Source organism: Arthrobacter sp. 05T423 (assembly GCF_056396245.1).
In genome coordinates, this window is the sequence record NZ_JBFTLC010000023.1 from 56,930 (window position 1) to 79,710 (window position 22,781).

23 protein-coding genes are annotated in these 22,781 nt (G+C 64.8%); 10 read left to right on the forward strand and 13 right to left on the reverse strand.

Annotation, left to right across the window (positions count from 1 at the left end; genetic code table 11):
• Positions 1 to 12 precede the first annotated feature (12 nt).
• Positions 13 to 309 (reverse strand): hypothetical protein, encoded by a 297-nt coding sequence (locus tag AC1DFE_RS16285; protein ID WP_476906914.1) that lies wholly within the window; start codon positions 307 to 309, stop codon positions 13 to 15.
• Positions 310 to 497: 188 nt separating this feature from the next.
• Positions 498 to 875 (reverse strand): MarR family winged helix-turn-helix transcriptional regulator, encoded by a 378-nt coding sequence (locus tag AC1DFE_RS16290; RefSeq protein WP_476906915.1) that lies wholly within the window; start codon positions 873 to 875, stop codon positions 498 to 500.
• A gap of 97 nt (positions 876 to 972) precedes the next feature.
• Between AC1DFE_RS16290 and AC1DFE_RS16295 the strand changes: the two genes are divergently transcribed.
• Positions 973 to 2,421, forward strand: a complete 1,449-nt coding sequence (locus tag AC1DFE_RS16295; RefSeq protein ID WP_476906916.1) for an MFS transporter — start codon at positions 973 to 975, stop codon at positions 2,419 to 2,421.
• A gap of 639 nt (positions 2,422 to 3,060) precedes the next feature.
• On the opposite strand, the gene AC1DFE_RS16300 is transcribed toward AC1DFE_RS16295, so the two are convergent.
• From AC1DFE_RS16300 to AC1DFE_RS16310, 3 genes are all read right to left on the reverse strand, one after another.
• Positions 3,061 to 3,456: a response regulator transcription factor gene (locus AC1DFE_RS16300; protein WP_476906917.1), complete on the reverse strand. Its 396-nt coding sequence runs from the start codon at positions 3,454 to 3,456 to the stop codon at positions 3,061 to 3,063.
• A 148-nt stretch (positions 3,457 to 3,604) separates the two neighbouring features.
• Positions 3,605 to 3,976 (reverse strand): DUF202 domain-containing protein, encoded by a 372-nt coding sequence (locus AC1DFE_RS16305; protein ID WP_476906918.1) that lies wholly within the window; start codon positions 3,974 to 3,976, stop codon positions 3,605 to 3,607.
• A gap of 3 nt (positions 3,977 to 3,979) precedes the next feature.
• Entirely contained in the window at positions 3,980 to 4,381 is a 402-nt protein-coding gene (locus AC1DFE_RS16310) for a YidH family protein (RefSeq protein ID WP_476906919.1), read from the reverse strand.
• 145 nt (positions 4,382 to 4,526) lie between these two features.
• Between AC1DFE_RS16310 and AC1DFE_RS16315 the strand changes: the two genes are divergently transcribed.
• Positions 4,527 to 5,630 (forward strand): EAL domain-containing protein, encoded by a 1,104-nt coding sequence (locus tag AC1DFE_RS16315; RefSeq protein WP_476906920.1) that lies wholly within the window; start codon positions 4,527 to 4,529, stop codon positions 5,628 to 5,630.
• Here the strand turns inward: AC1DFE_RS16315 and AC1DFE_RS16320 are convergent.
• Positions 5,627 to 6,139: a VOC family protein gene (locus AC1DFE_RS16320; protein WP_476906921.1), complete on the reverse strand. Its 513-nt coding sequence runs from the start codon at positions 6,137 to 6,139 to the stop codon at positions 5,627 to 5,629. The genes AC1DFE_RS16315 and AC1DFE_RS16320 overlap by 4 nt on opposite strands.
• A gap of 65 nt (positions 6,140 to 6,204) precedes the next feature.
• Between AC1DFE_RS16320 and AC1DFE_RS16325 the strand changes: the two genes are divergently transcribed.
• Entirely contained in the window at positions 6,205 to 7,002 is a 798-nt protein-coding gene (locus AC1DFE_RS16325; protein ID WP_476906922.1) for a helix-turn-helix domain-containing protein, read from the forward strand.
• Between the two features lie 30 nt (positions 7,003 to 7,032).
• On the opposite strand, the gene AC1DFE_RS16330 is transcribed toward AC1DFE_RS16325, so the two are convergent.
• The 3 genes from AC1DFE_RS16330 to AC1DFE_RS16340 all read right to left on the reverse strand — a co-directional run bounded on the left by AC1DFE_RS16330 (position 7,033) and on the right by AC1DFE_RS16340 (position 9,686).
• Positions 7,033 to 7,635: a TetR/AcrR family transcriptional regulator gene (locus tag AC1DFE_RS16330; RefSeq protein ID WP_476906923.1), complete on the reverse strand. Its 603-nt coding sequence runs from the start codon at positions 7,633 to 7,635 to the stop codon at positions 7,033 to 7,035.
• A gap of 132 nt (positions 7,636 to 7,767) precedes the next feature.
• Entirely contained in the window at positions 7,768 to 8,628 is an 861-nt protein-coding gene (locus tag AC1DFE_RS16335) for an alpha/beta fold hydrolase (protein ID WP_476906924.1), read from the reverse strand.
• Positions 8,625 to 9,686 (reverse strand): NADP-dependent oxidoreductase, encoded by a 1,062-nt coding sequence (locus AC1DFE_RS16340; RefSeq protein WP_476906925.1) that lies wholly within the window; start codon positions 9,684 to 9,686, stop codon positions 8,625 to 8,627. The genes AC1DFE_RS16335 and AC1DFE_RS16340 overlap by 4 nt, the downstream gene beginning before the upstream one ends.
• A gap of 1,395 nt (positions 9,687 to 11,081) precedes the next feature.
• Here AC1DFE_RS16340 and AC1DFE_RS16345 point away from each other — a divergent pair.
• From AC1DFE_RS16345 to AC1DFE_RS16355, 3 genes are all read left to right on the forward strand, one after another.
• Complete coding sequence (locus tag AC1DFE_RS16345) at positions 11,082 to 11,582, forward strand: hypothetical protein (RefSeq protein WP_476906926.1); 501 nt, start codon at positions 11,082 to 11,084, stop codon at positions 11,580 to 11,582.
• Between the two features lie 271 nt (positions 11,583 to 11,853).
• Entirely contained in the window at positions 11,854 to 12,024 is a 171-nt protein-coding gene (locus tag AC1DFE_RS16350) for a hypothetical protein (protein WP_476906927.1), read from the forward strand.
• 385 nt (positions 12,025 to 12,409) lie between these two features.
• Positions 12,410 to 12,904, forward strand: a complete 495-nt coding sequence (locus AC1DFE_RS16355; RefSeq protein WP_476906928.1) for an SRPBCC family protein — start codon at positions 12,410 to 12,412, stop codon at positions 12,902 to 12,904.
• Positions 12,905 to 13,066: 162 nt separating this feature from the next.
• Here the strand turns inward: AC1DFE_RS16355 and AC1DFE_RS16360 are convergent, their stop codons facing one another.
• Both AC1DFE_RS16360 and AC1DFE_RS16365 read right to left on the reverse strand, forming a co-directional pair.
• Entirely contained in the window at positions 13,067 to 15,421 is a 2,355-nt protein-coding gene (locus AC1DFE_RS16360; RefSeq protein WP_476906929.1) for an arylsulfatase, read from the reverse strand.
• Positions 15,422 to 15,672: 251 nt separating this feature from the next.
• Positions 15,673 to 16,689, reverse strand: a complete 1,017-nt coding sequence (locus tag AC1DFE_RS16365) for a formylglycine-generating enzyme family protein (protein ID WP_476906930.1) — start codon at positions 16,687 to 16,689, stop codon at positions 15,673 to 15,675.
• 625 nt (positions 16,690 to 17,314) lie between these two features.
• Between AC1DFE_RS16365 and AC1DFE_RS16370 the strand changes: the two genes are divergently transcribed.
• Positions 17,315 to 18,136 carry a bile acid:sodium symporter family protein gene (locus tag AC1DFE_RS16370; protein ID WP_476906931.1) on the forward strand — a complete coding sequence of 274 codons (822 nt, stop codon included), beginning with the start codon at positions 17,315 to 17,317 and terminating at the stop codon, positions 18,134 to 18,136.
• Between the two features lie 52 nt (positions 18,137 to 18,188).
• Positions 18,189 to 18,554: a DUF1622 domain-containing protein gene (locus tag AC1DFE_RS16375; RefSeq protein WP_476906932.1), complete on the forward strand. Its 366-nt coding sequence runs from the start codon at positions 18,189 to 18,191 to the stop codon at positions 18,552 to 18,554.
• Between the two features lie 50 nt (positions 18,555 to 18,604).
• On the opposite strand, the gene AC1DFE_RS16380 is transcribed toward AC1DFE_RS16375, so the two are convergent.
• Positions 18,605 to 19,081 carry a hypothetical protein gene (locus AC1DFE_RS16380; RefSeq protein WP_476906933.1) on the reverse strand — a complete coding sequence of 159 codons (477 nt, stop codon included), beginning with the start codon at positions 19,079 to 19,081 and terminating at the stop codon, positions 18,605 to 18,607.
• 124 nt (positions 19,082 to 19,205) lie between these two features.
• Between AC1DFE_RS16380 and AC1DFE_RS16385 the strand changes: the two genes are divergently transcribed.
• Together AC1DFE_RS16385 and AC1DFE_RS16390 are read left to right on the forward strand one after the other, a co-directional pair.
• Positions 19,206 to 20,597, forward strand: a complete 1,392-nt coding sequence (locus AC1DFE_RS16385; protein ID WP_476906934.1) for a DUF1254 domain-containing protein — start codon at positions 19,206 to 19,208, stop codon at positions 20,595 to 20,597.
• A 72-nt stretch (positions 20,598 to 20,669) separates the two neighbouring features.
• The gene (locus AC1DFE_RS16390; RefSeq protein ID WP_476906935.1) at positions 20,670 to 21,530 is read left to right on the forward strand and encodes a hypothetical protein; all 861 of its coding nucleotides are present in this window, start codon (positions 20,670 to 20,672) and stop codon (positions 21,528 to 21,530) included.
• 546 nt (positions 21,531 to 22,076) lie between these two features.
• On the opposite strand, the gene AC1DFE_RS16395 is transcribed toward AC1DFE_RS16390, so the two are convergent.
• Positions 22,077 to 22,682, reverse strand: a complete 606-nt coding sequence (locus tag AC1DFE_RS16395) for a dihydrofolate reductase family protein (RefSeq protein WP_476906936.1) — start codon at positions 22,680 to 22,682, stop codon at positions 22,077 to 22,079.
• Between the last annotated feature and the right edge of the window lie 99 nt (positions 22,683 to 22,781).

Sequence of the window (22,781 nt, forward strand, 5' to 3'; positions counted from 1 at the left end):
GGCGGTCAGGCGTCAGGCGTCAGCGCCTGGCGTGAAGTAGTTGTACACCTCGTGGTAGGTAATCTTGGGCTGCTCCGGTATGCCGGCCTCCGCGCTGTAGGGGCCGATCTGGTCCTTGGCGAAGGCCTCGTAGAGCTCCTTGGATTGCCAGAGGTCCGTCACCAGCATTCCATCGTCCGTTGCCGCCACCCAGTGACCCAGGGCGCCGGCCGGACCGGGGCCGCCCTTGGACAGGTTCATTTTTTCGATGACCTGATCGTATTGCGCCAACGTGGCGCCCTTGAATTCCATAATGACCGCGACTGCCATCTCCTGCTCCTCACACCCTGCCGGCCGTTGTGCAACGGCCGGCACCTGAACCGATACGGCTGGTTGTACGCCCAGACCTTGACTCCGTCAAGGAGCAGTCGGGCTGCGGTCCGTTCCGGTGATTGAGCCCGTCGAAAACCGGGCCTGGCGAGCCGGAAAGTACGACGGCGGCACCAGGCTTTTGTGGGTTAGGCCAGGTTCTCCTTGAGCAGAGCGCGGTGTTCGACGGCGGCAGCCCGGTGGAGCTTGCGGCCCGCCTCCGTGAGTTCCAGGTACAGCGAGCGGCGGTCGTCCGCGCAGGACTGGCGGGTCAGGAGCCCTGCTTTCTCCAGCCGGTCCACCACCTTGGAGACGGCGCTCTGGCTCATGGGGGTCCGTTCGCCCAGTTCCTTCATCCGGCAGGATGCCTTGCTGTTCTCCGCCACCAGGTCCAGGATCTCGAACTCGTTCAGGCCGATGCTGAACTTGGCCTCCAGCGTCCGGTCCAGGGCGCAGGACGTTCGGAAGTACGAGTCCTGGATGCTGCGCCATTGCTCAACCAGTGTGCGGTCCGTCGTCGATGCCATGCCCCGATTTTAGCCGAAACCCGAACTCAAGTCCACGTCATAATATTCCGCGTCATATTCCTTGTCATTGGATGACGTGTCATATAGATTCTGAACCATGACATCCCCCATTACCCTCGAACGATCTGCCGGCCCTATCGCCACGGCCGTCCGCTGGACCCGTGCTCAGTGGCTCCTGCTGATGGTCGTCTGCACCGTCCTGGCCCTGGACGGACTGGATGTGTCCATGGTGGGCGTGGCCCTGCCGTCCATCGGACGTGAACTGCACCTGGGCACGGATTCCCTGCAGTGGATTGTTTCCGCGTACGTCCTGGGCTATGGCAGCCTGCTGCTGCTGGGCGGCCGGCTCGCGGACCTCCTGGGACGGCGCCGCATCTTCCTGATCGCCCTCTCGGTCTTCGCAGCCGCCTCCCTGCTGGGCGGACTCGTGGACGATCCCGCCATCCTGATCGCCACACGGTTCGTGAAGGGCCTGGCGGCTGCCTTCACCGCCCCCACGGGCTTCTCCATCATCACCACCAACTTCGCCGAGGGCCGCGAGCGCAACAAGGCCCTGTCCATCTTCACCACGTTCGGTGCCAGCGGCTTCTCCCTGGGGCTCGTCGTCGGCGGCCTCATGACCAGCCTGAGCTGGCGCTGGACATTCCTGGTCTCCGTGCCGATCGCCGTCCTGGTGGTGGTCCTGGGCTCCCGCTTCATTCCGCGGGATACGCCGGACTTCACGGACAGCGGCCATGACATCTGGGGCGCCGTCACCCTGGCGCTGGGCATGCTGGGGCTCGTGTACACGCTGGTATCCGCACCGGGACAGGGATGGGGATCTGTGGCAACAATCGCCGGATTCATCATCTCTGCCGCGGTGCTGGGGGCCTTTGCCGTCATCGAGAACAAAGTCCGGCACCCGCTCATCCGCTTCGGCATCCTGCGCGAGGGCTGGGTGGCTCGGGCCAACCTCAGTGCGGTGGGACTGTTCGGCTCCTACCTCAGCTTCCAGTTCATCCTGACGCTGTTCCTGCAGTCCGTCCTGGGCTGGAGCCCGCTGGGCATGGCCCTGGCCCTGCTGCCCACCGGACTGATCGTCGCCACCAGCGCGCCGTTCGCCGACCGCCTGATCAACGTGTTCGGCGCCACCCGGCTGATCCTGACCGGGCTGGTCTCCATGGGCCTCGGCTACCTCCTGTTCCTGCGGGTGGGCACCACGCCCAACTACGCCCTGGACATCCTGCCCTCGGTCATCCTGCTGGGCATCGGCTTTGCCCTGGCCTTCCCGTCCATCAACGTCCAGGCCACCGCGGGCATCAAGGACTCCGAGCAGGGCCTGGCGGCCGGGCTCATCCAGACCAGCACGCAGGTGGGGGCCGCGTTGGTCCTGGCAGTCACCACCGCCATGGTCAGCGGGCATTCCGACGCCGGTCCCGTCCCCAGTGCCGCCGCCATGCTGGAGCAGTACCGGCCGGGCCTGATGCTCAGTGCCGCCGTCGCCATCGCCGCGCTGCTGGTTGCGGCTTTGCCGGCCCGACGGCGGTCGGTCGCCTTGGCGGCCTAACTCGCCGAGGGCTTGCCCTCGCCGCAGCTTGGCTGTTACGCGGTTCGGCTGGGCGGGGGGGCCACGGTGGGGAAGGCCCGGCTTGGATGGCGCTCACGCCGCCGGGTCCGTCTGATCGGACGAATACATCCGAAAAGCACATTGACGCCGGCGACCTGAGCATGGGCCTCAACACATTCCGCCCATACATAGTCAACACCCCGTGCACCGTCATGACACGAGTGGCCGATACCTGTCTTTTGGAGGCTGGGGCCACCCGTCTGCGCAGACGAGAGGTCTGCCCGGTACGAAGCAGCGCGCATCTGCAGGGTTCCCGGGCACCCCCCAAACTGGTGGCCTGGGGCAACTTTAATGATTGGAAGTCCGATGTTTTTCCAAGGGCTGACTATCAGTATTGGAAATGTCCCGGAGGGAAGGCCCCGCCTAAGCCGGACCCCGGGACTGCCGGACCCGGCAGCACCCCCCTCCAGATAGCGCCGGGTCCGGCCACCTAGCAGCCGCAGCCTGCACGAGCCCAAGACGGCTACCCCATGGCCACGGGGCTCGTGCAGGCTGCTGCCGGCGCATTCCGGTGCCCCTCTGAAGGTACGGGCAACGAACTCGTGGTCCGGCCCTACCTGACCGAGGTGATCCGCTCAATTACACCGGATGGTGAACCGGGGCTGCAGCCCCGGTGGCAAGCATCGCCTCAATCCGGGTCCGCAGTTCCCTGGGGCGGAACGGTTTCGTGACGTACTCGTCTGCCCCGCGGTGCAGCGCTTCGTCGATATCCGCTTCGTTGGCGCGGCCGGTGAGCATCACCACCCGGGCGTCGCTGAAGGACCGGATGCGCCGCAGGACTTCGAAACCATCGATGTCCGGAAGGCCGACGTCGACAGTAACCACCCGTGGAAGCCGGCGCCGTACGAGGTTGACCCCCTCAAGCCCGCTGGCCGCGGTGTAAACGGCAAATCCCGTCTGTTCCAGGACTGCCCGTAAAAGATTTCGCATATCGGCGTCGTCATCAACAACGACTGCCACTCCCAAGCCGGTCATGGTCAACTCCACGTCCGGTGAATCCTGAAACCGGCCCAGCACCAGCTCGAAGTTCACCGCCACACCACACGGTACAAGCCTGGGAGACGTTTTTCAGCATTATTTGTTAAATTCAAATGCGCGCTGCCGGAGAGTGCAGCCCACCGGGTCAGGACAGCACCAGCCAGACGCCCACTGCTCCCAGGGCAACGCAGGCGCCGGCGGTCCAGAAGACGGCCGCGGTGTCCGGCACCAGGTGTCCCGCGCGGATTCCTTCGACGCTGCGCCGGTAGCGCCGCCGCTGGGTGGCATAGATGCCGGTGCCAGTGGCCACAGTGAGGCCGAACATCGCCAGGACGAATGGTCCCTGGTCCGGGAGCCAGCGCAGGCACACTGCACTCGCGGCAATCAGCGTCAGGACCGTCCGGCCCCACGCCAGCGCGGTGCGCTCGGGCTGCAGACCCGGATCGCCGTCCAGCGGGCCGTCGCCTTTGAGGGGTCGGTCGCCGGGCAGCGGAGCGGTGGCCGGGTTCTCGCTCATGGTTCAGGCAAGTACGACGACGGTGATCACCACCGCCGCCGCGATGGCGCAGCCGGCGGCGAGGAGCGGGCCGATCAGCGGCAGGGGCAGTGGCCGGTTTGAGCGCAGGCTGCTCTCCACCCGCAGCCAGCGAACGGCGGATCCCGCGCTCAGCAGCATGCCCAGCAGCAGGAGCAGGACTGACAGTCCGCGGCGGATGGGCTCCGGGAAGACGTCGGTGGTGAAGGCCTCCACCGCGATGCCGCCGGCGAGGAGCGCCAGGGACGTGCGGATCCACGCGAGGAAGGTCCGCTCGTTGGCGAGGGTGAACCGCGGGTCCGGTTCGGTGCCGCCGGGCAGGAGCTTTTCGGCGAGCCGGCTTCGGCGGGAGTCGGGGCCGGGCGGGGGAGCGGGGGTGGACGGCACGGTCACAGTCTAGCCAGTGCTGTTGTTTACAGGTCTGTGAAATTATTGTCACGGATCTGTAAAGGCGGCTCGCCTGCGTTTATGATGCATCCAGAGGCAGGAAGTCCAGCCAGCGGCGAGCTGCCCGGAGCCAGAGGAGTGCCCATTGGACAGTACCGGGTTCCCTGACGACGACGGCTGGCCGGGCGCGGACGTTCCACTGGTGCGGGAGCAGGCCTACGAGATTATCGATGCGGTCCTGGCCGGCACGGATCCGGAAGGGGCCGAGGTCCGGGACCGGCTGAGGGAACATGTGGCAGCGCATCCGGGAAACCCGGAAGCAGCACTCCATGAGCACCTGGTCTTCACCCGCTCGCTGGCCCGGCAAGCCACCACGCGGCCCAGTCCCAATGAGCAGGACAAACATCAACAGCCGGCCGGCGCACAGAACGAAGCCCTCGGCAATGGCCAGGCGGCTATCGAAGCGGTCCTGCACGCGGGCATGCTTGTCACGGCTTTCCAGCCAATCCACGATCTCGGCCGCGGCGGTGTCATCGGCGCCGAAGCCCTGACGCGTTTTCTGTGGGAACCGGACGGCGACGGCGCAGGTGCCTGGTTCAGGAATGCCGCCGCCGTCGGCCTGGGTGCGGACCTGGAGTTCTCTGCGCTTCAGGCGGCTGTGGCCGCCGCGCAGGATCTGCCGCACCATCTGGTGGTGGCGCTGAACCTTTCCCCGGCTGTGTGCCTGGATCCCCGGCTGCCGGGCTTCCTGGAGCACGCCCCTCTGGAACCGTCCCGGATCATGCTGGAACTCACTGAGCCGCTTCAGGCCGGAGAATTGGATCCCCTGCTGGACGTGCTGACGCCACTGCGCAGGTCCGGCATGGGGCTGGCGGTGGACGAGGCCGGTACGGAGGCCGCCTCCATGCGCCACATCCGTTCCCTTCGGCCGGACGTCATCAAAGTCGGCCGCGGCCTGGTTGCGGGGATCGACGCCGATCCAAGCCGCCAGTACCTGGTGGCCGACCTGGTTGAATTCGGACGCCAGACCGGAGCGGCCCTGGCCGCCGTGGGAATCGAAACCGCCGCCGAACTGGCGGTCCTCACCCGGTTGGCAGTGGCCGCCGGCCAGGGCCACTTCCTGGGAAGGCCCACCGTCGACGTCAAGGAATGGGCCACGTGGGCCAGCCCTGCCGCGCCGGAAACCCACAACCGGCACGGGCGGCACACGGCAGGGCGCCCATCACGGCTGGACGGGCAGCAGCGTTAGCCCTGCTGCGCCGCCCATTCTTCCACCCGGCGGTTGCTTTCCTCTTCGGAGAGGTCTTCCACGCGGGTCATGATGGACCAGCGGACGCCGAAGGGGTCCCGGATGCTGGCGTAGCGGTCGCCTGAGACAAACGTGGTCAGTGGCTCGCGGATCGTGGCTCCGGCCTGTGCTGCGCGCTGCACCAGGGTGTCTGCGTCCGGGCAGTAGAGGCCCAGGGAGTAGCAGTCGCTTTCGCCCTCCGGCGCCGGAACCAGGTGGTATTCGGGGTTGGGTTCGCCGAGCTGGAGGTGGCCGTTCCCAAAGTCGAGTTCCGCGTGGACCACTACTCCGCCCATCTCCGTCGCACCGACTACGCGGGCGCCGAACACGTCCCGGTAGAAGGCGATCGCTTCCCTGGCGTTGGTCACGGCGAGGAACGGCGTGAGGCTCGTCAGGCCGTTCGGAATTCCGTGCGTGGTGTGCTCTCCGTGGGCGGCCGTGGTGGATTCGGTGCTTGTAGTATCTGTCATGTCTATGACGCTACGTGCCCGGTCAGCGGCGGCGCTTGGAGATTCGCGACAGTCTGAGGGGACCTATGGAGAGTTCGTTCAAGGGGATCCTGTACCCGGCCCGGCTTCCCAGTTTTCACCGCCTTCCGGCGCCGGCCTCCGTGGCGGACCTGGTCCAGTGGTTCTGGATTCCCGAGTGGGACATCGAGCCCGGCCGCACCTCGCGCCAGCACCTGATCGCGTATCCGGGCTCCAACCTCGTGGTGCAGCCTGGTGGCGTGGTTTTCTCCGGCCCCACTACCCGGGCCGCCCACCAGGACCTGGCCGGACGGGGCTGGGCGGTTGGTGCGCTGCTCCGGCCGGCGGCCGTGCCGCTGTTCACCGGTGATCCCTCCAGCCTGCGGGACAGGGAGATGGCTGTGGCCGCGGACGGACTGAACCTTTCTGTCTCGGAGGTCATGAACACGCACGACGGCGGTACTCGCCGTGAGCGGGCAGTGGAGGCCTTTGCGGGGTGGCTGGCCAGCTTTGCGGGGCCAGCGGTGTCCGAGGAGGCGCTGCTGGCCAACCGGCTGATGGACGTCATGGGTTCGGACGCCTCCGTGGTCCGGGTGGAGGACGCGGCGTCTTTGTTGGCGGTTTCGCGGCGGACCCTGCAGCGTGTGGCCAGGAAGTACATCGGCCTCAGCCCTGCCGCGCTGATCCGCCGTCGGCGTCTTCAGGACGCTGCCGAGCGGACGCGGGAAGATCCTTCGGCGGATTTGGCAGCGATAGCTGCCGAGCTGGGGTACGCGGACCACGCACACCTGACGAATGACTTTCAGAAGTACCTCGGTTTCACACCGAGTACGTACCGGCGGGTGGTTGCCGGCGATGGGTCCTAGCCCGCCCACGAGGGTTACCTGTGGGTGGTGTCAGCGCGGCAGCAGGATTCGGACCTGATTTCTGATGTCCTGGACGATGTCGTTGACCGTGCTGGCGACATGGATGGGGGCCGCCATAGCGAGGAACATGATTGCAGAGACGATTCGTGCCAGCGTCGCGGCATCGCCGGGGCTGATGCGCTGGTCTCGTCGCAGCATTGCGCTGATTGCGGCCTCGGTCTGCCCGGTGAGGGCGAGGGCGTCGCGGTGGTGGGGCTCGTCGGGGTCGCCGAAGACCATCTCGCGAAGGTAGGTGCGCCCGTTGTCTGTCTGGACTCGGTTGCACTCCACTACGGGGCGGATGATCGCCATCACCGCTTCGAGTATGTCCGGCGTGCTCTCTGCGGCTGTTCTGCCTCGCTCCAGCGCGTCGGCGTAGCTGGAGTTCTGCACGAGCAGGAGGAGCTCGCCCTTGGTCTTGGCGTAAAGGAACAAGGTACCCGTGCCGATATCGGCTTTGTCGGCGATCTGCTGCGTGGTGACTTCATCGACTCCGTGCTCGGCGAACAGCTCGCGGGCGGCAGCCGTGATGCGGTCGAGCTTCTGCTGCTTGTTCCGCTCGCGCCGGCCGAGCGGTTGTGCGGCGAGGGGCATGGCAGGAGTCCTCCGGAACTAGTTCTCTGGCTGTGATCCAGTGATGATTGTAGTCACTACGGTGTGGCTCGGACTTGCCTTCGTTCATTCTCACCTGGCGCGGACCGAGGTGCCTCTCGGGCTGGTGCGCGGTCAGCGGGCGAGGAACTCGACGGCGCGGGGAGCGAACTGGTCGTGGAACTGGAAGATCCCGCCGTGACCGGAGTCGGGGTAGATGGTCAGCTCGGACCCGTTGATGCGCCGGTGCAGGTCCCCGGAGAGGATGGAGGGCACCATCCGGTCGTTGTCGCCGTTGGCGATCAGAGTGGGTTGGGTGATCGCTGAGAGGTCAGCGGGTGCCCCTCGTCCCCATTTCTTGATGGCGTTCAGCTGAGTCTGGAACGCCTTCACCGTGATCGGCGCATCACGGTCCACCGTGCGCTCCTCGAGACGCTTCACGAATGCCTTTGCGGCCCGCTTGCCGGTGGCGTTGCGGTTGAAAAACAGGAACTCTTTTGGATCCGACCGGGTCAGGGTGGCACGGAGAATGTCGTAGTAGGTGGTCCGGGCCACCTTGTCCATGTCCTTCCCGCCCTTCGGGCCGGTCCCGGTGAGGATGAGCTTGCGGACAAGCTCGGGGCGCTTGAGCACGAGGGACTGGGCGATCATCCCCCCCAGCGAGAACGAGAAGACGTCGACCGTGTTCAGGCCGAGTGCCTTGATGAACGTGTAGGCGTCATCGGCCATCGCCTCGATGTTGTCGGGGACGGTGCCGGTGGAGGCGCCGACGCCACGGTTGTCGAACGTGATGACGTGGTGCTCCTTCGCGATGGCGTCGATGACGCGGGGATCCCAGTTGTCCAAGTTTGCGGCAAGGTGCACGAAGAAAACGACCGGGACCCCGCCCCTGGGCCCCAACTCGCGGTAGGCGTAGCTGATCCCGTCGGCATCGATGGTTCGGGCCGGTGCCTTTGCGTAGGACGTGATGGCCGGGTCGTTGCTGGTGGTGCTCATGATGGTTCTCCTGGTCTGTGGGTGATGGCGAAGTCGGTGATGGTGGTCCTTGGGGCGGCAGGCTGGCTGTTGCTGATGACGGCCTTGCCGCGGATACCGCCCCTTTCGAGGGCGTGCAGTGCCTGGGGTGTCTGGCTGAACGGGAAGACACGTCCGACTACGGGACGGAGCACCCCGTCGTCGACCAGGCCCGCGATCCGGGTGAGCTGGTCACCGCTGGCGCGCATGAACAGGAATTCGTAGCTCACGCCGAGCTTCCGGGCCTGGCGGCGGATGCTGGCGCTGAGGCCGGTTATCGCGAGACGCAGCACGGGGTTGAGGCCGATCTCCCGGGCGAAGTCCGGGTCCGGCGGGCCGGCGATTCCGATGACCTTTCCGCCCGGGCGCAGTATACGGAGGGACTTCTCGAGGTTCGTCCCGCCGAGGCTGTCGAGCACCAGGTCATAGCCTTCGAGGAGCTGCTCGAAGTTCTGGGTGCGGTAGTCGATGACGGCGTCCGCGCCGAGTCCGCGCACGAATCCCGCGTTGGCGGCGCTGGCCGTGGTCGCCACGGTCGCTCCGAGGTGCTTGGCAAGCTGGATCGCGATTGACCCGACCCCGCCTGCGCCGGCGTGGATGAGGACCTTCTGGCCCGGCCTGACATTCCCGCGCTCCACGAGCGCCTGCCACGCGGTCAACGCCACCAGCGGCAGCGAGGCCGCCTCCTCCATGCTGATCGTCGCCGGTTTGAGGGCCAGGTCGGCTTCGGCGACTGCGATGCGCTCGGTGAATGTGCCGATACGGGCCTTGTCGGGCCGGGCGTACACTTCATCGCCGGGCTTGAAGCCGCGAACCTTGGGGCCGACCCGGATGACAGTGCCGGCGAGGTCGTTGCCGAGGGTCAGCGGGAATTTGTAGGGCAGGATCTGTTTGAACTCGCCCGTGCGGATCTTCTCGTCGAGCTGGTTGAGTCCCGCGGCCTGCACCTGGACGAGCACGTCCTGCTCTCCGGCGTCGGGCTCGGGGACCTCGGTCTCCTGCAGCGACTCCTTGTATTTGGTGATGATGAACGCTCTCATGGCCGGTGCTCTTTCTGCGTGGCGATCAATGGGTGCCGGACTGGCCGGTCTTGGGGAAGTCGGGTCCGGCAACGACGAAATCCTGATCATTGCGGAAGGCGTCCCTCTCGCTACCGGAATATAAGTGAGTACACTCAATATTGATCAGACTCAGAACTCTTGTCAAGGGGCGCTCGCGTGAGTGGCGGTGCCGACTACTCCGGGAGTAGGCGAAAACTGACCACTTCAGGAGGAAGAGCTAGGCGCCGCCAGGGAAGGGAACCGACAACTCATGGGTCAACTCAGCAAGAGAGCGGCAAGCGATAGTCTCGATGAGTGAATTGCGTCAGGGCAACGGTCCCGCCGGCCCCAAAAGTGCCGGCTATTTCGCCGAACTGATAGGTAGTGGAATAAATGCCTACTTCCGCGCCGATGCTGTGCAGATATGCGGTCATGCCCTCCCAGGTCGGCGGCGTTGGCTGTGCGGTTGGGTGACCAGCTGTTCCGGGTTTCCACATCCATGGCAAGGCAGGGGTTCGTGGTGTTCGGTCTGCCTCCGTTCACCCCGATGATGGCGAATCCGAGGGGCTCAGGAAGATTGCTGCCACACTGTGGCCAGGAGATGTCGCAGCCGAGCATGATGTGGTGTGGAGGTGGGGCACTCGCTGCGTTGGCGGCACCTGCCGGGGTAGTTTGCCAAACGAAAAGGCAGGCAATGACGAGGATTCTTGCTGCTCTCATCCGCGCGCCCTGCCGGTAGCGCGGTCAGAACAGCTCTCGTCCCCTGGACGGGAAACACTTCGCCGTCGGGGAGATGCCCGGTTCCGGCCAGGGACGTGGCCTTGCGCTGTGACCGGGACCGTGCGGAAAGGCGCGATGGGCCGGGACGTTCCATCTCTGTCTCCTCCCCATGGAGTCCGGACCGTTGGTGTCAGCTCCACGCTATGGAGGTCAGCGTGGGAAAACCTTGGCCCGACGGTGACGGCTTTGGTCTCCTGAGACTGTCCTGGAGTACTGGTCCGTCTGGCAGCGCCGTCCTGGTGCCGCGGCGGTGGGGCACCTTGTGTAAGCCAAATTTCGGTGCGGCTTTTCGCCGAACCACACCCCCATACATACCCGCCGATCCCGGATCCAAGGCCTGGTGCAGATGTTCATAGTGGCGTGGGACGGGCCGGGGATGATGGCTTTGGGGAACCCAGACACCGGGATCTGGGTGTGAATTCCAAGCTCACGCCCAGCATCACGGCGTAGATTCTGGAGTACCGGGGCGCCGGGACAGTTGCCCTCGAAGCGGCCCGGTCCAGCCACCCGCAGTCTGCGGATGGCTGATCAAAAACGCGGACAGAAGTGGTTGATAGGTCTCCACGCGTCACGTGATCGCCAGTGCTGTCCCAAGGATTAGTGCGGGAGCAACAAATGACTATGATCCAACCGGCACGGTTCCCCCAGTCGCCGGCGGCCAAGGCCGGGCTGGTTTCCACTGTTTCACTCGGGCTGCTCGCGGGCCCCGCCGCCTTGGCCGCACCGGCACAGGCTGCGGATTATTCGAAGCACGACACCTGCACCGTCACGGCGCAGAAGCCGGATGCGGACAAGACGAAGCACGACCGGAAGTTCGTGAAGGTCGATTTCTCGTTCAAGATCCACTGCGACATCTACACGAAGGTGTACTTCAACCAGACGATGTTCCAGCAACAGGGCAAGTGGTACAAGCAGGTCGGCAATGCCGACGGCTCGGTGTGGGTCCGTGGCACCACCTACCTCTCGAGCCGTGAGAAGGTGTGGGCTGACCACAGCGACAGGGCCGTGAAGGTGTATCAAACGGTCAAGATCCGCTTCAAGGACGCTTCCAAGCACGGGTCTCCCTGGACTTATGACCAGGACACCAGCCCCACCGCCTACATCCGCATCTGGTAACCCAGCCCACCCGTAGTCCTGGCGCCGGACAGGGAAGGACGATTGCGGCACGAAAGTGCCGCAATCGTATGAGTGGGAGTGCATCACACCCTGAGTGCGGGCGGCCGCGAAGACTGCCCTGCAGGAAAACAGGACCACCTTTGGACACCGGCCGAAGCTCAACGACTGAACAACTGGATCTCAGAGTTTTGCCGGACCTGCGCAGCACCATGAACGGGCAGGGGCTGGAAATCCTAAGAGTCCGGCAAGACTACATCGAGACGGGAAAGTCATGACTGAAAACCCAAATCCACCCTCGCGGGGAGTATCGCTCGTGTTCTTCTGGATTGTGATCGCGGTGGTCCTGGCCATCGTCGTGGCAGCATCCTGGTTCATCATCGTCAACGTCGTGATCCCTTTTATCGCCACGGTGCCGGTCTCATCCCAACCGTCATCATCCTGATAGTCCCGGGGTCGTCCTCAGCGTCCTCACTACACAACCGGGCAGGGCGTGCATGAGTAATGCACGCCCCGCCGCACTCCTTAGCTGGACTTAGTGGATGAATCCCTGCCCGCTTGACCGGGCGTCCAGTTGCCACAGCTCCCGCACGGGTGACGCAACTTTCCCCTGCAAACCTCGCAAGAGTCTGCACTTCTTCACGCAGAAGGCCCACCGGGCCATCTTTTGACGGAGCCAATATGACCGCTCTGGTCCAAGGTCCCCCCGACCAGTACCATCAGGTTTGGGCCCCGTTGCGTGGCTTTTGCGCCGGGTAGCCCGTGGCTGCCGGCTGAATCACAGTACTGCTGTCCGTTGTTGCCAGACGGCGCGCCCGGAGGAGGGAACAATGGCACTCGTCTCTAGGCATTGGTTTCCGCTCGCCGAGTGCGGTGACGCTTTCCTGAAGTCCGCGCCCTTTCGCTACCGGGAGTCCGTTGAGACCACGGCCCCTGCCGAGCGGATCTGGGAGGTGATCACCGGCTACGATTTGGTCCACTGGGTACCGGTGTGGACCGGCCTCCGCTGGGGTCCGCCGCCGTTGGGCGTAGGGACAGAACGCAAGGTCACGCTGGCGGTAGTGCTTACTGTCCGCGAGCGGTTTTTCCGCTGGGTCGAGGGGCAACGATTTTCGTTCAGTGGCCTGGAGGCGTCTCTTCCCGGCCTCCGAAATGTGGCGGAGGACTGGGTCATCGAGCCTACGCCCTCCGGCTCCCGCCTCACCTGGACGCTGGCCCTTGGAGCACACCCCTGGGCTGTCCCGTTGATTTGGTTGGGCGGCCCGGTCATCAGAGGATTACAACGCCGAATTTTGCGCACTATCCGGGTGCATATGAAGAGCTGAAGCAGGCCCCTCTGCTCGCAAGGGTCCTGGAAGCAGCCGCACGCTCATTCTTCGAGGTTGATCCGTGCATCCGCGCTCTTTGTATTCGAACGGCTTCGGCAGGGCCCAACACCCTTAGCGCCCGGCGCTAAGGGTGTTGGGCACAGTGGTTGACGCGGGGCCTCATTGTTTCGCCATGGCCACCCGCATTCGGTCCTCGGGGGTGATGAGGTGGTCCTGGCTGTCACCGCCCAGGTCGATCTGTACCCACTCGATGTCCCCGGTGAAGCTGCTTCCGCTGTCCGAATACCGGTCCGACACCTGGGATCCGGCATCGAAGCCCACCTCGGCTGTTTCGTCGGCCGAGAAAAGTATCGGGTGGGTGGCTTCGATGTGTCCCGTGGCAAGCTGGTTGCCGTCCTCAAAAAGGGTGATTTCCGCGCCCTTGCCCAGTCCGCCGCCGTCGTAGGCGAATTCCGCCCGCACTTGGTGGGCCCCTGGGGTCAGTGATTCCTGAGCGGTAATGTGCGTGGTGTTCAGTCCCAGGAAATTGTAGGTGTAGGTTAGCTTCCCGTCGTCCGCGGACAGCGCCCATCCACCGCCTAACCCGCCTTGGGCGAAGATGACGCCGCGCGCACCGGATTCAGGGACGGAAATGGCAGCTGTTACGGTGTGGGACTTGTTCTTGGTGTTGATGGTCGTGTGTTCGTTCAGGCCCGTCATGCCGCGGAAGAACCGCTGGGTGGTGCCCTTGATGAGTTCCGGCCTTCCGGCAATGTCCGGGTTCACCCGTTCCACGGTGCGGTCATCGAGCGGCAGCACGTTGTGGCGGACCGCTTCGATCAGCCAGAGCCGCTGGAGTTCGTGGAGGCGGTCGGGCTGTTCGGCCGCGAGGTTGCGGGCCTGGGCCCAGTCGGTCGTGGTGTCGTAGAGCTCCCACACGTCGTCATCGAAGGGGACGGGTTGGTCCGCTTTCCACGGGGTGCTGTGGTGGGTCACGGCGGTCCAGCCATTGTGGTAGATCCCGCGGTTGCCCATCATCTCGAAATACTGGGTGGTATGGGTGTCAGGAGCCGTTGCGTCGTCGAAGGAGTAACGCATCGAATTGCCCTCGAAGGGCTTCTGGGTGATGCCGTTGATGGTGTCCGGCTCTGGCAGCCCCACAACCTCCAGGACACTGGAGGCGATGTCGATCACATGGTGGAACTGGTGGCGGATCCCGCCGCGGGCCTCTATGCCGCTGGGCCAATGGATGATCGTGCCATTGCGTGTCCCGCCGAAGTGCGAGGCGATCTGCTTCGTCCACTGGTAGGGCGTGTCCATGGCGTGCGCCCACCCGACGGCGTAGTGGTTGTAGGACTCGGGGCCGCCGAACTTATCGAGATGTTCGATCAGGAATTCAGGCGTCTCCAGTGCGCTGGCCTTGTTGAAGTAGGTCATCTCATTGAAGGTGCCGTTGAGCGAGCCCTCCGCGGAGGCGCCGTTGTCCCCGATGATGTAGTAGACAAGGGTGTCATCCAAGAGGCCGTCCGCTTCCAGGGAATCGATCAGGCGCCCCACATGGTGGTCGGCGAATTCAAGGAAAGCCGCATAAACCTCCATCTGACGTGCCAGGACCGGCTTGAGCTCCGCCGGCATATCGTCCCATGCCGGGATTTCAGCAGGCCGTTCGGTGAGGACAGCCTCCTCGGGAATCACCCCGAGCTCCTTCTGGCGCGCGAACGTTTCGTCCCGGACCGCGTCCCAGCCCTGGTCGAAGCGTCCCTTCTGCTTGGCAATCCAGTCCGCCGGCACGTGGTGCGGGGCGTGTGTTGCCCCGGGTGCGAAATACATGAAGAACGGCCGGTCGGGAGCCAGCGACTTTTGCTGGCGGCTCCAGATGATGGCTTTGTCGGTCATGTCGGCCATGAAGTGATACCCGTCCTCGGGCCTGGCTACCTCTACCGGGGTCGTCCCTTCGATGACGGCCGGGTACCACTGGTTTGTCTCGCCGCCGATGAAGCCGTAGAAGTAGTCGAACCCCGAGCGGGTGGGCCACCGGTCGAAGGGGCCAACCGGGCTCGTCTCCCAGGCGGGGACCTCGTGGCACTTGCCGAACTGCGCGGTCGAGTAGCCCGCAAGCCTGAGAATTTCGGCCACCGGCACCGTGGTGTTGGGCCGCGAGGAGGTGTAGCCGGGCGCAGCGGTCGCAGCTTCGGTGACGGTTCCCATCCCGACGGTGTGATGGTTCCTTCCCGACAGCAGTGCCGCCCGGGTGGGTGCACATAGTGCCGTCGTGTGGAAGCGGGTGTACTTCAAGCCGCTGGCGGCGAGCCGCTCGGCCGTCGGAGTCGCGCAGGGACCCCCGAAGGCACTGGAGGCGCCGAAACCCACGTCGTCGAGCAGGACGATGAGCACATTCGGCGCTCCGCGCGGCGGCTGGGTCGGTTGAATCGCCTCGAATTTCGAGTCCGGATCCCTGGCATCGTAGGGCAGGAATCCCCGGTATCCGCGGTCCGGCGCGGGGAGTGAGACGGACGTCGGCTGTTGATTATTCATGTCTTTGGCTTCCTAAATTGAATTCAACCCAGCGGGCACCTTGCTGGGACCGGACCTCCCGGAAACTTCAAAGGAGTATCGGCTGCTTGCACGCATGGCAGCTTGCGGCCAGAGGCCGGCCCTTGCTTACGTAATCGTCATGGAAGGCCACAGTCATGAAAGGCCGCATGGTCGGCGGGCTCGGGGTAACCGGACCAGAATCTTGTGCATGATTGATATTCCTTTCAGGCGGCTTCGCCGGTGAGGGACTTTCAAGTGCGGATGATGCAGCGGAAACCCAGGTGAGAGGTAGCGGTGTCGATAGCCTGGGGCATCCGTGCCGCCGGCCTATAGCGCTGGCAGTAGTTCGGCGCACACAGGTGCGAACCGCCCTTCATCACCTTGCGGGCTATCCGAGCCGGGTCGTTCGGATCGTTGCTGCGGTTCTGTTCCCCGCCGCGCGGATCTTTCACGGCGCAGCAGGCATGGGCGGTTTCGGCGTGTGCCTGGTACCAGTCGGAGGTCCATTCCCAGACGTTGCCGATCATGTCCGCCAGGCCGTAGCCGTTGGCCGGGAAGGAGCCGACCGGTGCGGTACCTGCGTACCCGTCTTGTTCGGTGTTCTGGATGGGGAACTCCCCCTGCCAGGTGTTGGCCATCCAGCGGCCGGAGGGGGTGAACTCGTCGCCCCAGGCATAGGCAGCGCCGTCCAGGCCCCCGCGGGCGGCAAACTCCCATTCGGCCTCGGTGGGCAGCGACTTTCCCGCCCAGTCTGCGTAGGCCTCGACGTCGGGCCAGGCGACGTGGACTACGGGGTGCTCCTGCCGCCCGTTCAGTGAGCTGCCTGGCCCTTGTGGCTGTCGCCAGTTGGCTGCCGGTACGTAGGTCCACCAGTTGTACGGGTCATCCAAGTCTACCCGCTGGGCCGGTTGGCGGAACACGGACGAGGCGGGTACCAGGAGCTCTGGTTTTGCGTGGGGATAGTCGGCCGGGTCCGGCGCCTGTTCGGCCAGGGTGACGTGTCCGGTTTCGGCGACGAACCCGGCGAACTGCCGGTTGGTGACTGTGGTCCTGTCCATCCAGAACCCGCTGACCGTTACGTGGTGGGCAGGGGCCTCCTCGGGATAATGACTATTGGAGCCCATCAGGAAGGTGCCGCCGGGCACCCAAAGCATGTCTGCTGCGAGTGGTCGCAGTGCTGTGTTCGCTGCCGGTTCTGAACTCGCCCCGCGGTTGGAGGCGGCCGGTGCATTTGCGGCGGCGGGTCTGAGGCCTTCGGCAGGGTTCATGCGCTGCTACCTGCTTTGCTGGGGCGCGGGCGCGGGCATCACCAAGGCAACTATGGCCGCTGCGGCCAGCACAGTTAAGACCATTCCCGCGGCGTGCGCGGACAACCCCCGGGGCATCCAGGGGCTGTTCCCGGGGTCATTCAAATTGTTGCCGCGGACGGCCAACGGCTCATGCATGTCTTGGTAGAAGAATCCGAAGCATGGAAACTTTTCGGTCATTATCTGCTCCGCTCCGAGCCTCCCACAGCGGAAGCCCTGTGGCGTCTCCGCCCCCAGCGACAGATTGTGGGGTCAAGGTAGCACGAGGATGCTTGTGACGGTAGGGGGAAAATGTATCCATCGGTTCCCAACTTCTGGCCTGTAGCCGCGGGATGTAGCCATGAATCTGATCACGGTCTACACTCGCGCTTATTCAGCGACATCCGGAGGACCGGGTACGGCCGTCCGGTCATCGGCACCGGTCAGTTGGTTGTGGACGGCGCCGGTTCCATACCTGACGGCCGCGGTCGTCGGACACTCGCCACGAAACCGGGCAGGAGCCAAATCATGGCCGCCAGCCACGTTCGCACTGTGGGCTAGCATGGACCCCTCACGGATATTGGTGCTTGCCTTCCAGGCGAGCATCATGATGACCGTTTTCGGTTTCGGTCTGCGGGCCACGGTCGGGGATGTCCTGTTCGTCGTCCGCCGTCCGCGGGTCCTGGTGATCTCGCTGGTGTCGATGTTCATCGTGATGCCCTTCATGGCTTTGGCCCTGGCCCTGGTCATCTCGCCGCCGCAGGTCGCGCTGGTGGCGCTGATTGCGCTATCGCTCTCACCGGTCCCGCCCACCCTGCTGGGCAAAGACTCCGCCGGGCGGGACTCGTACGGACTCGGGCTCACGGCAGCCGTCTCTGTCCTGTCGATCGTGCTCGTTCCGGCCTTGGTGGCGTTCCTCGGGGGCCTTACGGGTCAGCCGTTCAACGTCAGCTTCACGACGGTCGCCGCCCAGGTTCTGATATCCGTGGTGCTCCCCCTGGTCGCGGGGATGCTCGTGCGGGCGTTCCTGCCCCGGCTCGCGGTCCGGGTGGAAAAGCCGCTCGCACTAGCGGCGAACGTGGTGCTGCTCGCCGCGGTCGCCGTCCTGCTCGTCGCGGTGTTCCCGCAGCTCGGGGAGGTTCTCACCGTCGGCACTGTCGCCGCCTTTGCGGTCTTTACGGTGCTGGGGCTGGCCTTCGGGCACATCATGGCCGGCCCGGCTCCGGGCGATTCACGGGTCCTGGCCATGGCCAGCGCGCTCCGTCATCCGGGGATCGCCCTGGCCATCGCCACGGCGAACTTCCCGTTGCTGCAGTTCGGGGCGGTCATCATCCTGTATTTGCTCATCGGCGCGATCGTGTGCATTCCCTACGTGAAGTGGATGCAGAAGCGCACCGCTCCCGTGCCGATTCCTGACCGGCAGGAGTGAGGACTGCCCCCGGCTATGCCGGGCGGTGATTCAGAAGGAGGGAAGGAACTCGATGAACCCTGAATCGATCATGGATGGCTTTGGCCGGGCGGTCGACGCGGCCGGGGTCCTGGCAATAGTCATTGGAGCCCTCGTGGCGACGCTTCTGGCAGCCATGGCCCTGCTGGGGGGCCGGAAAGGGACCGTCTACGCAACGTACCGGGAGCGCCTGGGCCGTTCGATCCTTCTGGGCCTGGAGCTCCTGGTGGCTGCTGACATCATCCGCACCGTTGCTGTGACCCCGACCTTCGAATCGGTAGGTGTCCTGGCCGTCATCGTCCTCATTCGCACCTTCCTCAGTTTCACCCTGGAGCTTGAAATGACCGGACGGTGGCCCTGGCAAAAACCTGATACCGGCGTGGGCGACGAGCCCCGATGAATTCCCCGGCGCCTACAGGTGGGAACACATTCGGTTCCCGGTGGTTGCGGTCAGCCTGCTCGCAGCGCGTAGAAAATTACGGCTGCGCCGGCAATGAAGACCAGCGAACCTATGATGATCATGTTCCCGAACCGCCGGTATCTCCGGGTCACTTCTGCTCTTTCTTTTTCATCCAGAGCGGCTTCCTCGGCCGCCGCGGCTGCAGCCTGGAACATTGGATTCAGGGCTTGAATTCCGACAAACCAGGCAAACAGAGCGACATAAAAAATCACCACGACGAATACCGGGAACGTAGGCGTGTCTGTGGCGAGGACGATCAGGGTCAGCAACTCAGCCGCGATGAAGCCCGTGACCATGATGGCCACCGCAACAACGCCGCTCCTTCCGGACAGCCCAACGAACTGAATCTTCAGGTTCCTTCTGCTGGCCGGATCCAGGAAATGGCTGGTGAGGGCAAAGGCGATGAATATGGACGGCAGGACTGTCGCGGCAGCCTGAAAGAACTGCAGCCTGATTTCAGTATTCATCAGTACCCCCGACGGCCAGCGGCCAGGTCTTGGCGCAGCAAGTCATGCCAGACTACGCCCGGGCGGGGTCCCGAAACAGTGCAACCGGCACTCTACATCCTGTTAGCACAAAGAGGTCCAGATCATGAATAGCGCGCAACCATCAACTCCGTCGGCCCAATCCGAGGTCAGTCCCGCCGAGGCCCGCGCCATCGCCAAGGAAGCCTATATCTACGGCTTCCCGATGGTGGACGGCTACCGCATCATGCACGCCTACTTCGTCGACAGCGGGAACCCGGACTTCAAGGCACCTTGGAACCAGCTCAAAAACATACCCCGGGTGTACACACCGGAGGACACAGCGGTACAGACGCCGAACTCGGACACGCCGTATTCGATGATTGGTGTGGACTTACGCGCCGAACCGTTGGTGCTCACCGTGCCGAAGATTGAGCAGGAACGCTATTTCAGCATCCAGCTGATTGACCTGTACACACACAACTTCGCCTACATCGGCAGCCGCGCCACCGGCAACGGCGGCGGCAGCTTCCTGATCGCGGGACCCGGATGGAAGGGCGAGACCCCAGGGGGCGTCACCGCGGTGTTCCGGGCGGAGACCGAACTCGCTCTCGCTGTCTACCGCACCCAGCTGTTCAGCCCCGACGACCTGGACAACGTCAAGCAGGTCCAATCCGGTTTTAACGTGCAGCCGCTCTCCTCCTTCCTCGGCCAGCCCCCGTCTCCCGCACCGCCGCCCATCGATTTCCCCAAACCGCCCACGCCCGAGGAGGAGAAGACCTCGCCGGAGGTGTTCAACCTATTGAGCTTCCTGCTTCAGTTTTGTCCGCCACACCCGTCAGAAGTGGAACTGAGGGCGCGCTTGGCCCGGATCGGCATCGCCCCGGGCCGGAAAAACGGCCTCGACAAGGTGACCCCCGAGGTCCGGGAAGCACTTGAGCAGGGCATCCAGGACGCCTGGCAGGACTTCGCCGAACTGAAGAACCAGGTGGACGCGGGAGAAGTCACCTCAGGACAGCTGTTCGGCACCCGGGAGTACCTGCAGAACAACTACCTCTACCGCATGGCCGCCGCGAAGCTGGGCATCTACGGCAATTCAAAAGCCGAAGCAATGTACCCGATGTACGGCACTGACGCCGACGGCCAGCCGCTGGACGGCGCCAACCGCTACGCCCTGCGTTTCGCCCCGGGCGGGCTGCCGCCGGTCAACGCGTTCTGGTCCCTGACGATGTACGGCATGCCACAAAGCCTGCTCGTAGCCAATCCGCTGGACCGGTACCTGATCAACTCGCCCATGCTGCCGCAGCTCGCAACGGATCCGGACGGTGGCCTCACCCTGATAATTCAGAGCGACTCCCCAGGCTCGGAGCTGGAATCCAACTGGCTGCCCGCCCCCAGTGGGCCGTTCATGATGGCCATGCGCCTGTACTGGCCGAAGGACAATGCGCTGACCGGCGAATGGACCGCGCCGCCGGTGCTGCGGACCGGGCCCAGGGCAGCAGACCAGCGCCGGCCGTGAGCGGGCCCACCCGCAGCTTGCGCACCGGCCGCCGCTGAACACCGCTTGGAACGAACCAGCAGGAGGAATGTCATGACGGAGACAACGGGCGCCGGGAGCACCACCAAATCCCGCCTGCTGGACGTCATCGCGTCGATCGGCCCCCCGATCGCCGTCATCAGCGCAGTACTGGCCTTTTTTGGCTGGTCCCAAGCCGCTGCCCTGGCCAAGTACCTGGGCTTAAACGTGGCCCTGTTCAGCTTTACCGACCAGGACTATGTCCGCTTCAGTGTTGGCAACCTGTTCGGGCCCCTGGTCTGCCTCTTCGCTGTGGGCATCTGCGTGATGGCGTTAGACAGGTGGCTACGCCGCCGGATTGAGACGGGCGCCGGGCCCACCGTTCGGCGCATAGCCGGGGCCGTGGCCGCCGTCGGCGTTCTTTTGGCCGGCGCCGCGCTGCTGGTGGTGGCGCTTCAGCCCGGCCGGACCGTCCTGTACGCCCCCTACGTGGCCGCCGCCGGCATACTTCTCGCCGCATGGGCGATGAGGCTGCGCTGGCTTGCGCATCCCGGCAAACCGGAGGTTTTGTCCGTTGGGCATCGCGTGGGCCAGGGCGCGCTGCTGCTCGGGCTGGTGACACTGCTGCTGCTTTGGGGCGCCGGGGACCACGCCGACGCTGTGGGGCGGCGGGCTGCCATGGACATCGAGCAAAACCTCGATGCACTCCCGCGCGTGGAACTGTACAGCCCCCGGCCCCTGGCAATCGGCGCGCCTACCGTTACGGAAGCCAAGCTTGGCTCTGACGCGGCGCCGGTCTACCGCTATGACGGGCTGCGCCTGCTGGAAGTCAGCGGCGGCCACCTGTTCTTCCTGCCCAACGGGTGGACGGCACGGAACGGCACCGTGGTGGTGCTGCCCGACAACGACAGTGTCCGAGTCGAATACAGGCACTGAATCAGCCCGGGAGTGGGGCAGCTGCGGCCGGCGGCCGTGCCGCTGTTCACCGGCGATCCCTCCAGCCTGCGGGACAGGGAGATGGCTGTGGCCGCGGAAGCACTGCAGCGATAGCTGCCGAGCTGGGGTACGCCGACCACGCACACCTAACGAATGACTTTCAGAAGTACCTCGGTTTCACACCGAGCACATACCGGCGGGTGGTTGCCGGCGGCGGGTCCTAGTCCGCTTCAGAGCCTGGTTCGCTCACCGCTCAGGGGCAGCACTTGCCACGATTTCCGCCGGCCTGTGCACAGGTCCGATGACGGCCCGGCACACGACATCAAGCTCGGAAACATGCTTGGCCTTCAGCCAGATTCAACGGGCGGCCCGGCGAACCCACTGCCCTGCGCCTCGACGACACCCGTCCGGCATGAACTCCGCTTGGGCGAGGGAAGCGGAGGTCAGCAGGAAGAACACGTTCAGGCTGTGCATTGTCTTATTCGACGAAGCCCCCCCCGTGGATCAACAACCCGGCCGAGAGGAACTGGCGCGCCCCGCCCTGCTTCAGTCGGTTGCATACTGTGCGCGCCCGGCCGGCCGGTAGACCTGAAGCGTTATGCCCTTCGGGAAGGACCGCGATTCGATCAGCTCAAGCGCTGTGTCCGGACCGGTGTCGGGGAATAGCCGCGTGCCCTGGCCGACCACCACGGGGCAGACGAGCAGGGTGATCTCGTCGACGAGCTGGTTCTCGAGGAGCCAGCGGACCAGGTTGCCGCTGCCGTGCACCTGCAGTTCGCCGCCCTGCTTGGCTTTCAGCTCGCGGATGGCAGCCGCGATGTCTCCGGAGAGGACCGTCGTGTCCGCCCAAGTCGGGTCGGTGAGCGTGTTCGATGCGACGTACTTGGGCCTTGTGTTCAAGGCGCCGACGATGGGGTTCTCCAGATCTTCCCTCACGCCCCAGTATCCGGCGAAGAGCTCGTAGGTCCGCCGGCCGAACAGGAACGCATCGGCGCGCTGGTAGAACTCGTTGACGAAGGCCATGGCCTCCTCGTCGAACAACGGCCTGGCCCATCCGCCGCGCTCGAATCCGGGGTCGAGGTGCGGGTTCCGCCCGCCGTTCCCCTGCATCACGCCGTCAACGGAGACCTGCGTGTTGGTCGTCAGTTTCATGATCGCGGTTCCCTTCCTTGGGGTGCCCTCATGGGCGACCTCGAACTATGGCCGCAGATCCCTTCTGGATCCCGTTAGTTTCCACTGACAGGCACACTA

What these genes read in the sequence shown, in the direction of transcription:
- AC1DFE_RS16285 (WP_476906914.1), bottom strand. Translation starts at nt 309, where the DNA reads ATGGCAGTCGCGGTCATTATGGAATTCAAGGGCGCCACGTTGGCGCAA.
- AC1DFE_RS16290 (WP_476906915.1), bottom strand. Translation starts at nt 875, where the DNA reads ATGGCATCGACGACGGACCGCACACTGGTTGAGCAATGGCGCAGCATC.
- AC1DFE_RS16295 (WP_476906916.1), top strand. Translation starts at nt 973, where the DNA reads ATGACATCCCCCATTACCCTCGAACGATCTGCCGGCCCTATCGCCACG.
- AC1DFE_RS16300 (WP_476906917.1), bottom strand. Translation starts at nt 3,456, where the DNA reads ATGACCGGCTTGGGAGTGGCAGTCGTTGTTGATGACGACGCCGATATG.
- AC1DFE_RS16305 (WP_476906918.1), bottom strand. Translation starts at nt 3,976, where the DNA reads ATGAGCGAGAACCCGGCCACCGCTCCGCTGCCCGGCGACCGACCCCTC.
- AC1DFE_RS16320 (WP_476906921.1), bottom strand. Translation starts at nt 6,139, where the DNA reads ATGACAGATACTACAAGCACCGAATCCACCACGGCCGCCCACGGAGAG.
- AC1DFE_RS16325 (WP_476906922.1), top strand. Translation starts at nt 6,205, where the DNA reads ATGGAGAGTTCGTTCAAGGGGATCCTGTACCCGGCCCGGCTTCCCAGT.
- AC1DFE_RS16330 (WP_476906923.1), bottom strand. Translation starts at nt 7,635, where the DNA reads ATGCCCCTCGCCGCACAACCGCTCGGCCGGCGCGAGCGGAACAAGCAG.
- AC1DFE_RS16335 (WP_476906924.1), bottom strand. Translation starts at nt 8,628, where the DNA reads ATGAGCACCACCAGCAACGACCCGGCCATCACGTCCTACGCAAAGGCA.
- AC1DFE_RS16340 (WP_476906925.1), bottom strand. Translation starts at nt 9,686, where the DNA reads ATGAGAGCGTTCATCATCACCAAATACAAGGAGTCGCTGCAGGAGACC.
- AC1DFE_RS16345 (WP_476906926.1), top strand. Translation starts at nt 11,082, where the DNA reads ATGACTATGATCCAACCGGCACGGTTCCCCCAGTCGCCGGCGGCCAAG.
- AC1DFE_RS16350 (WP_476906927.1), top strand. Translation starts at nt 11,854, where the DNA reads ATGACTGAAAACCCAAATCCACCCTCGCGGGGAGTATCGCTCGTGTTC.
- AC1DFE_RS16355 (WP_476906928.1), top strand. Translation starts at nt 12,410, where the DNA reads ATGGCACTCGTCTCTAGGCATTGGTTTCCGCTCGCCGAGTGCGGTGAC.
- AC1DFE_RS16360 (WP_476906929.1), bottom strand. Translation starts at nt 15,421, where the DNA reads ATGAATAATCAACAGCCGACGTCCGTCTCACTCCCCGCGCCGGACCGC.
- AC1DFE_RS16365 (WP_476906930.1), bottom strand. Translation starts at nt 16,689, where the DNA reads ATGAACCCTGCCGAAGGCCTCAGACCCGCCGCCGCAAATGCACCGGCC.
- AC1DFE_RS16370 (WP_476906931.1), top strand. Translation starts at nt 17,315, where the DNA reads ATGATGACCGTTTTCGGTTTCGGTCTGCGGGCCACGGTCGGGGATGTC.
- AC1DFE_RS16375 (WP_476906932.1), top strand. Translation starts at nt 18,189, where the DNA reads ATGAACCCTGAATCGATCATGGATGGCTTTGGCCGGGCGGTCGACGCG.
- AC1DFE_RS16380 (WP_476906933.1), bottom strand. Translation starts at nt 19,081, where the DNA reads ATGAATACTGAAATCAGGCTGCAGTTCTTTCAGGCTGCCGCGACAGTC.
- AC1DFE_RS16385 (WP_476906934.1), top strand. Translation starts at nt 19,206, where the DNA reads ATGAATAGCGCGCAACCATCAACTCCGTCGGCCCAATCCGAGGTCAGT.
- AC1DFE_RS16390 (WP_476906935.1), top strand. Translation starts at nt 20,670, where the DNA reads ATGACGGAGACAACGGGCGCCGGGAGCACCACCAAATCCCGCCTGCTG.
- AC1DFE_RS16395 (WP_476906936.1), bottom strand. Translation starts at nt 22,682, where the DNA reads ATGAAACTGACGACCAACACGCAGGTCTCCGTTGACGGCGTGATGCAG.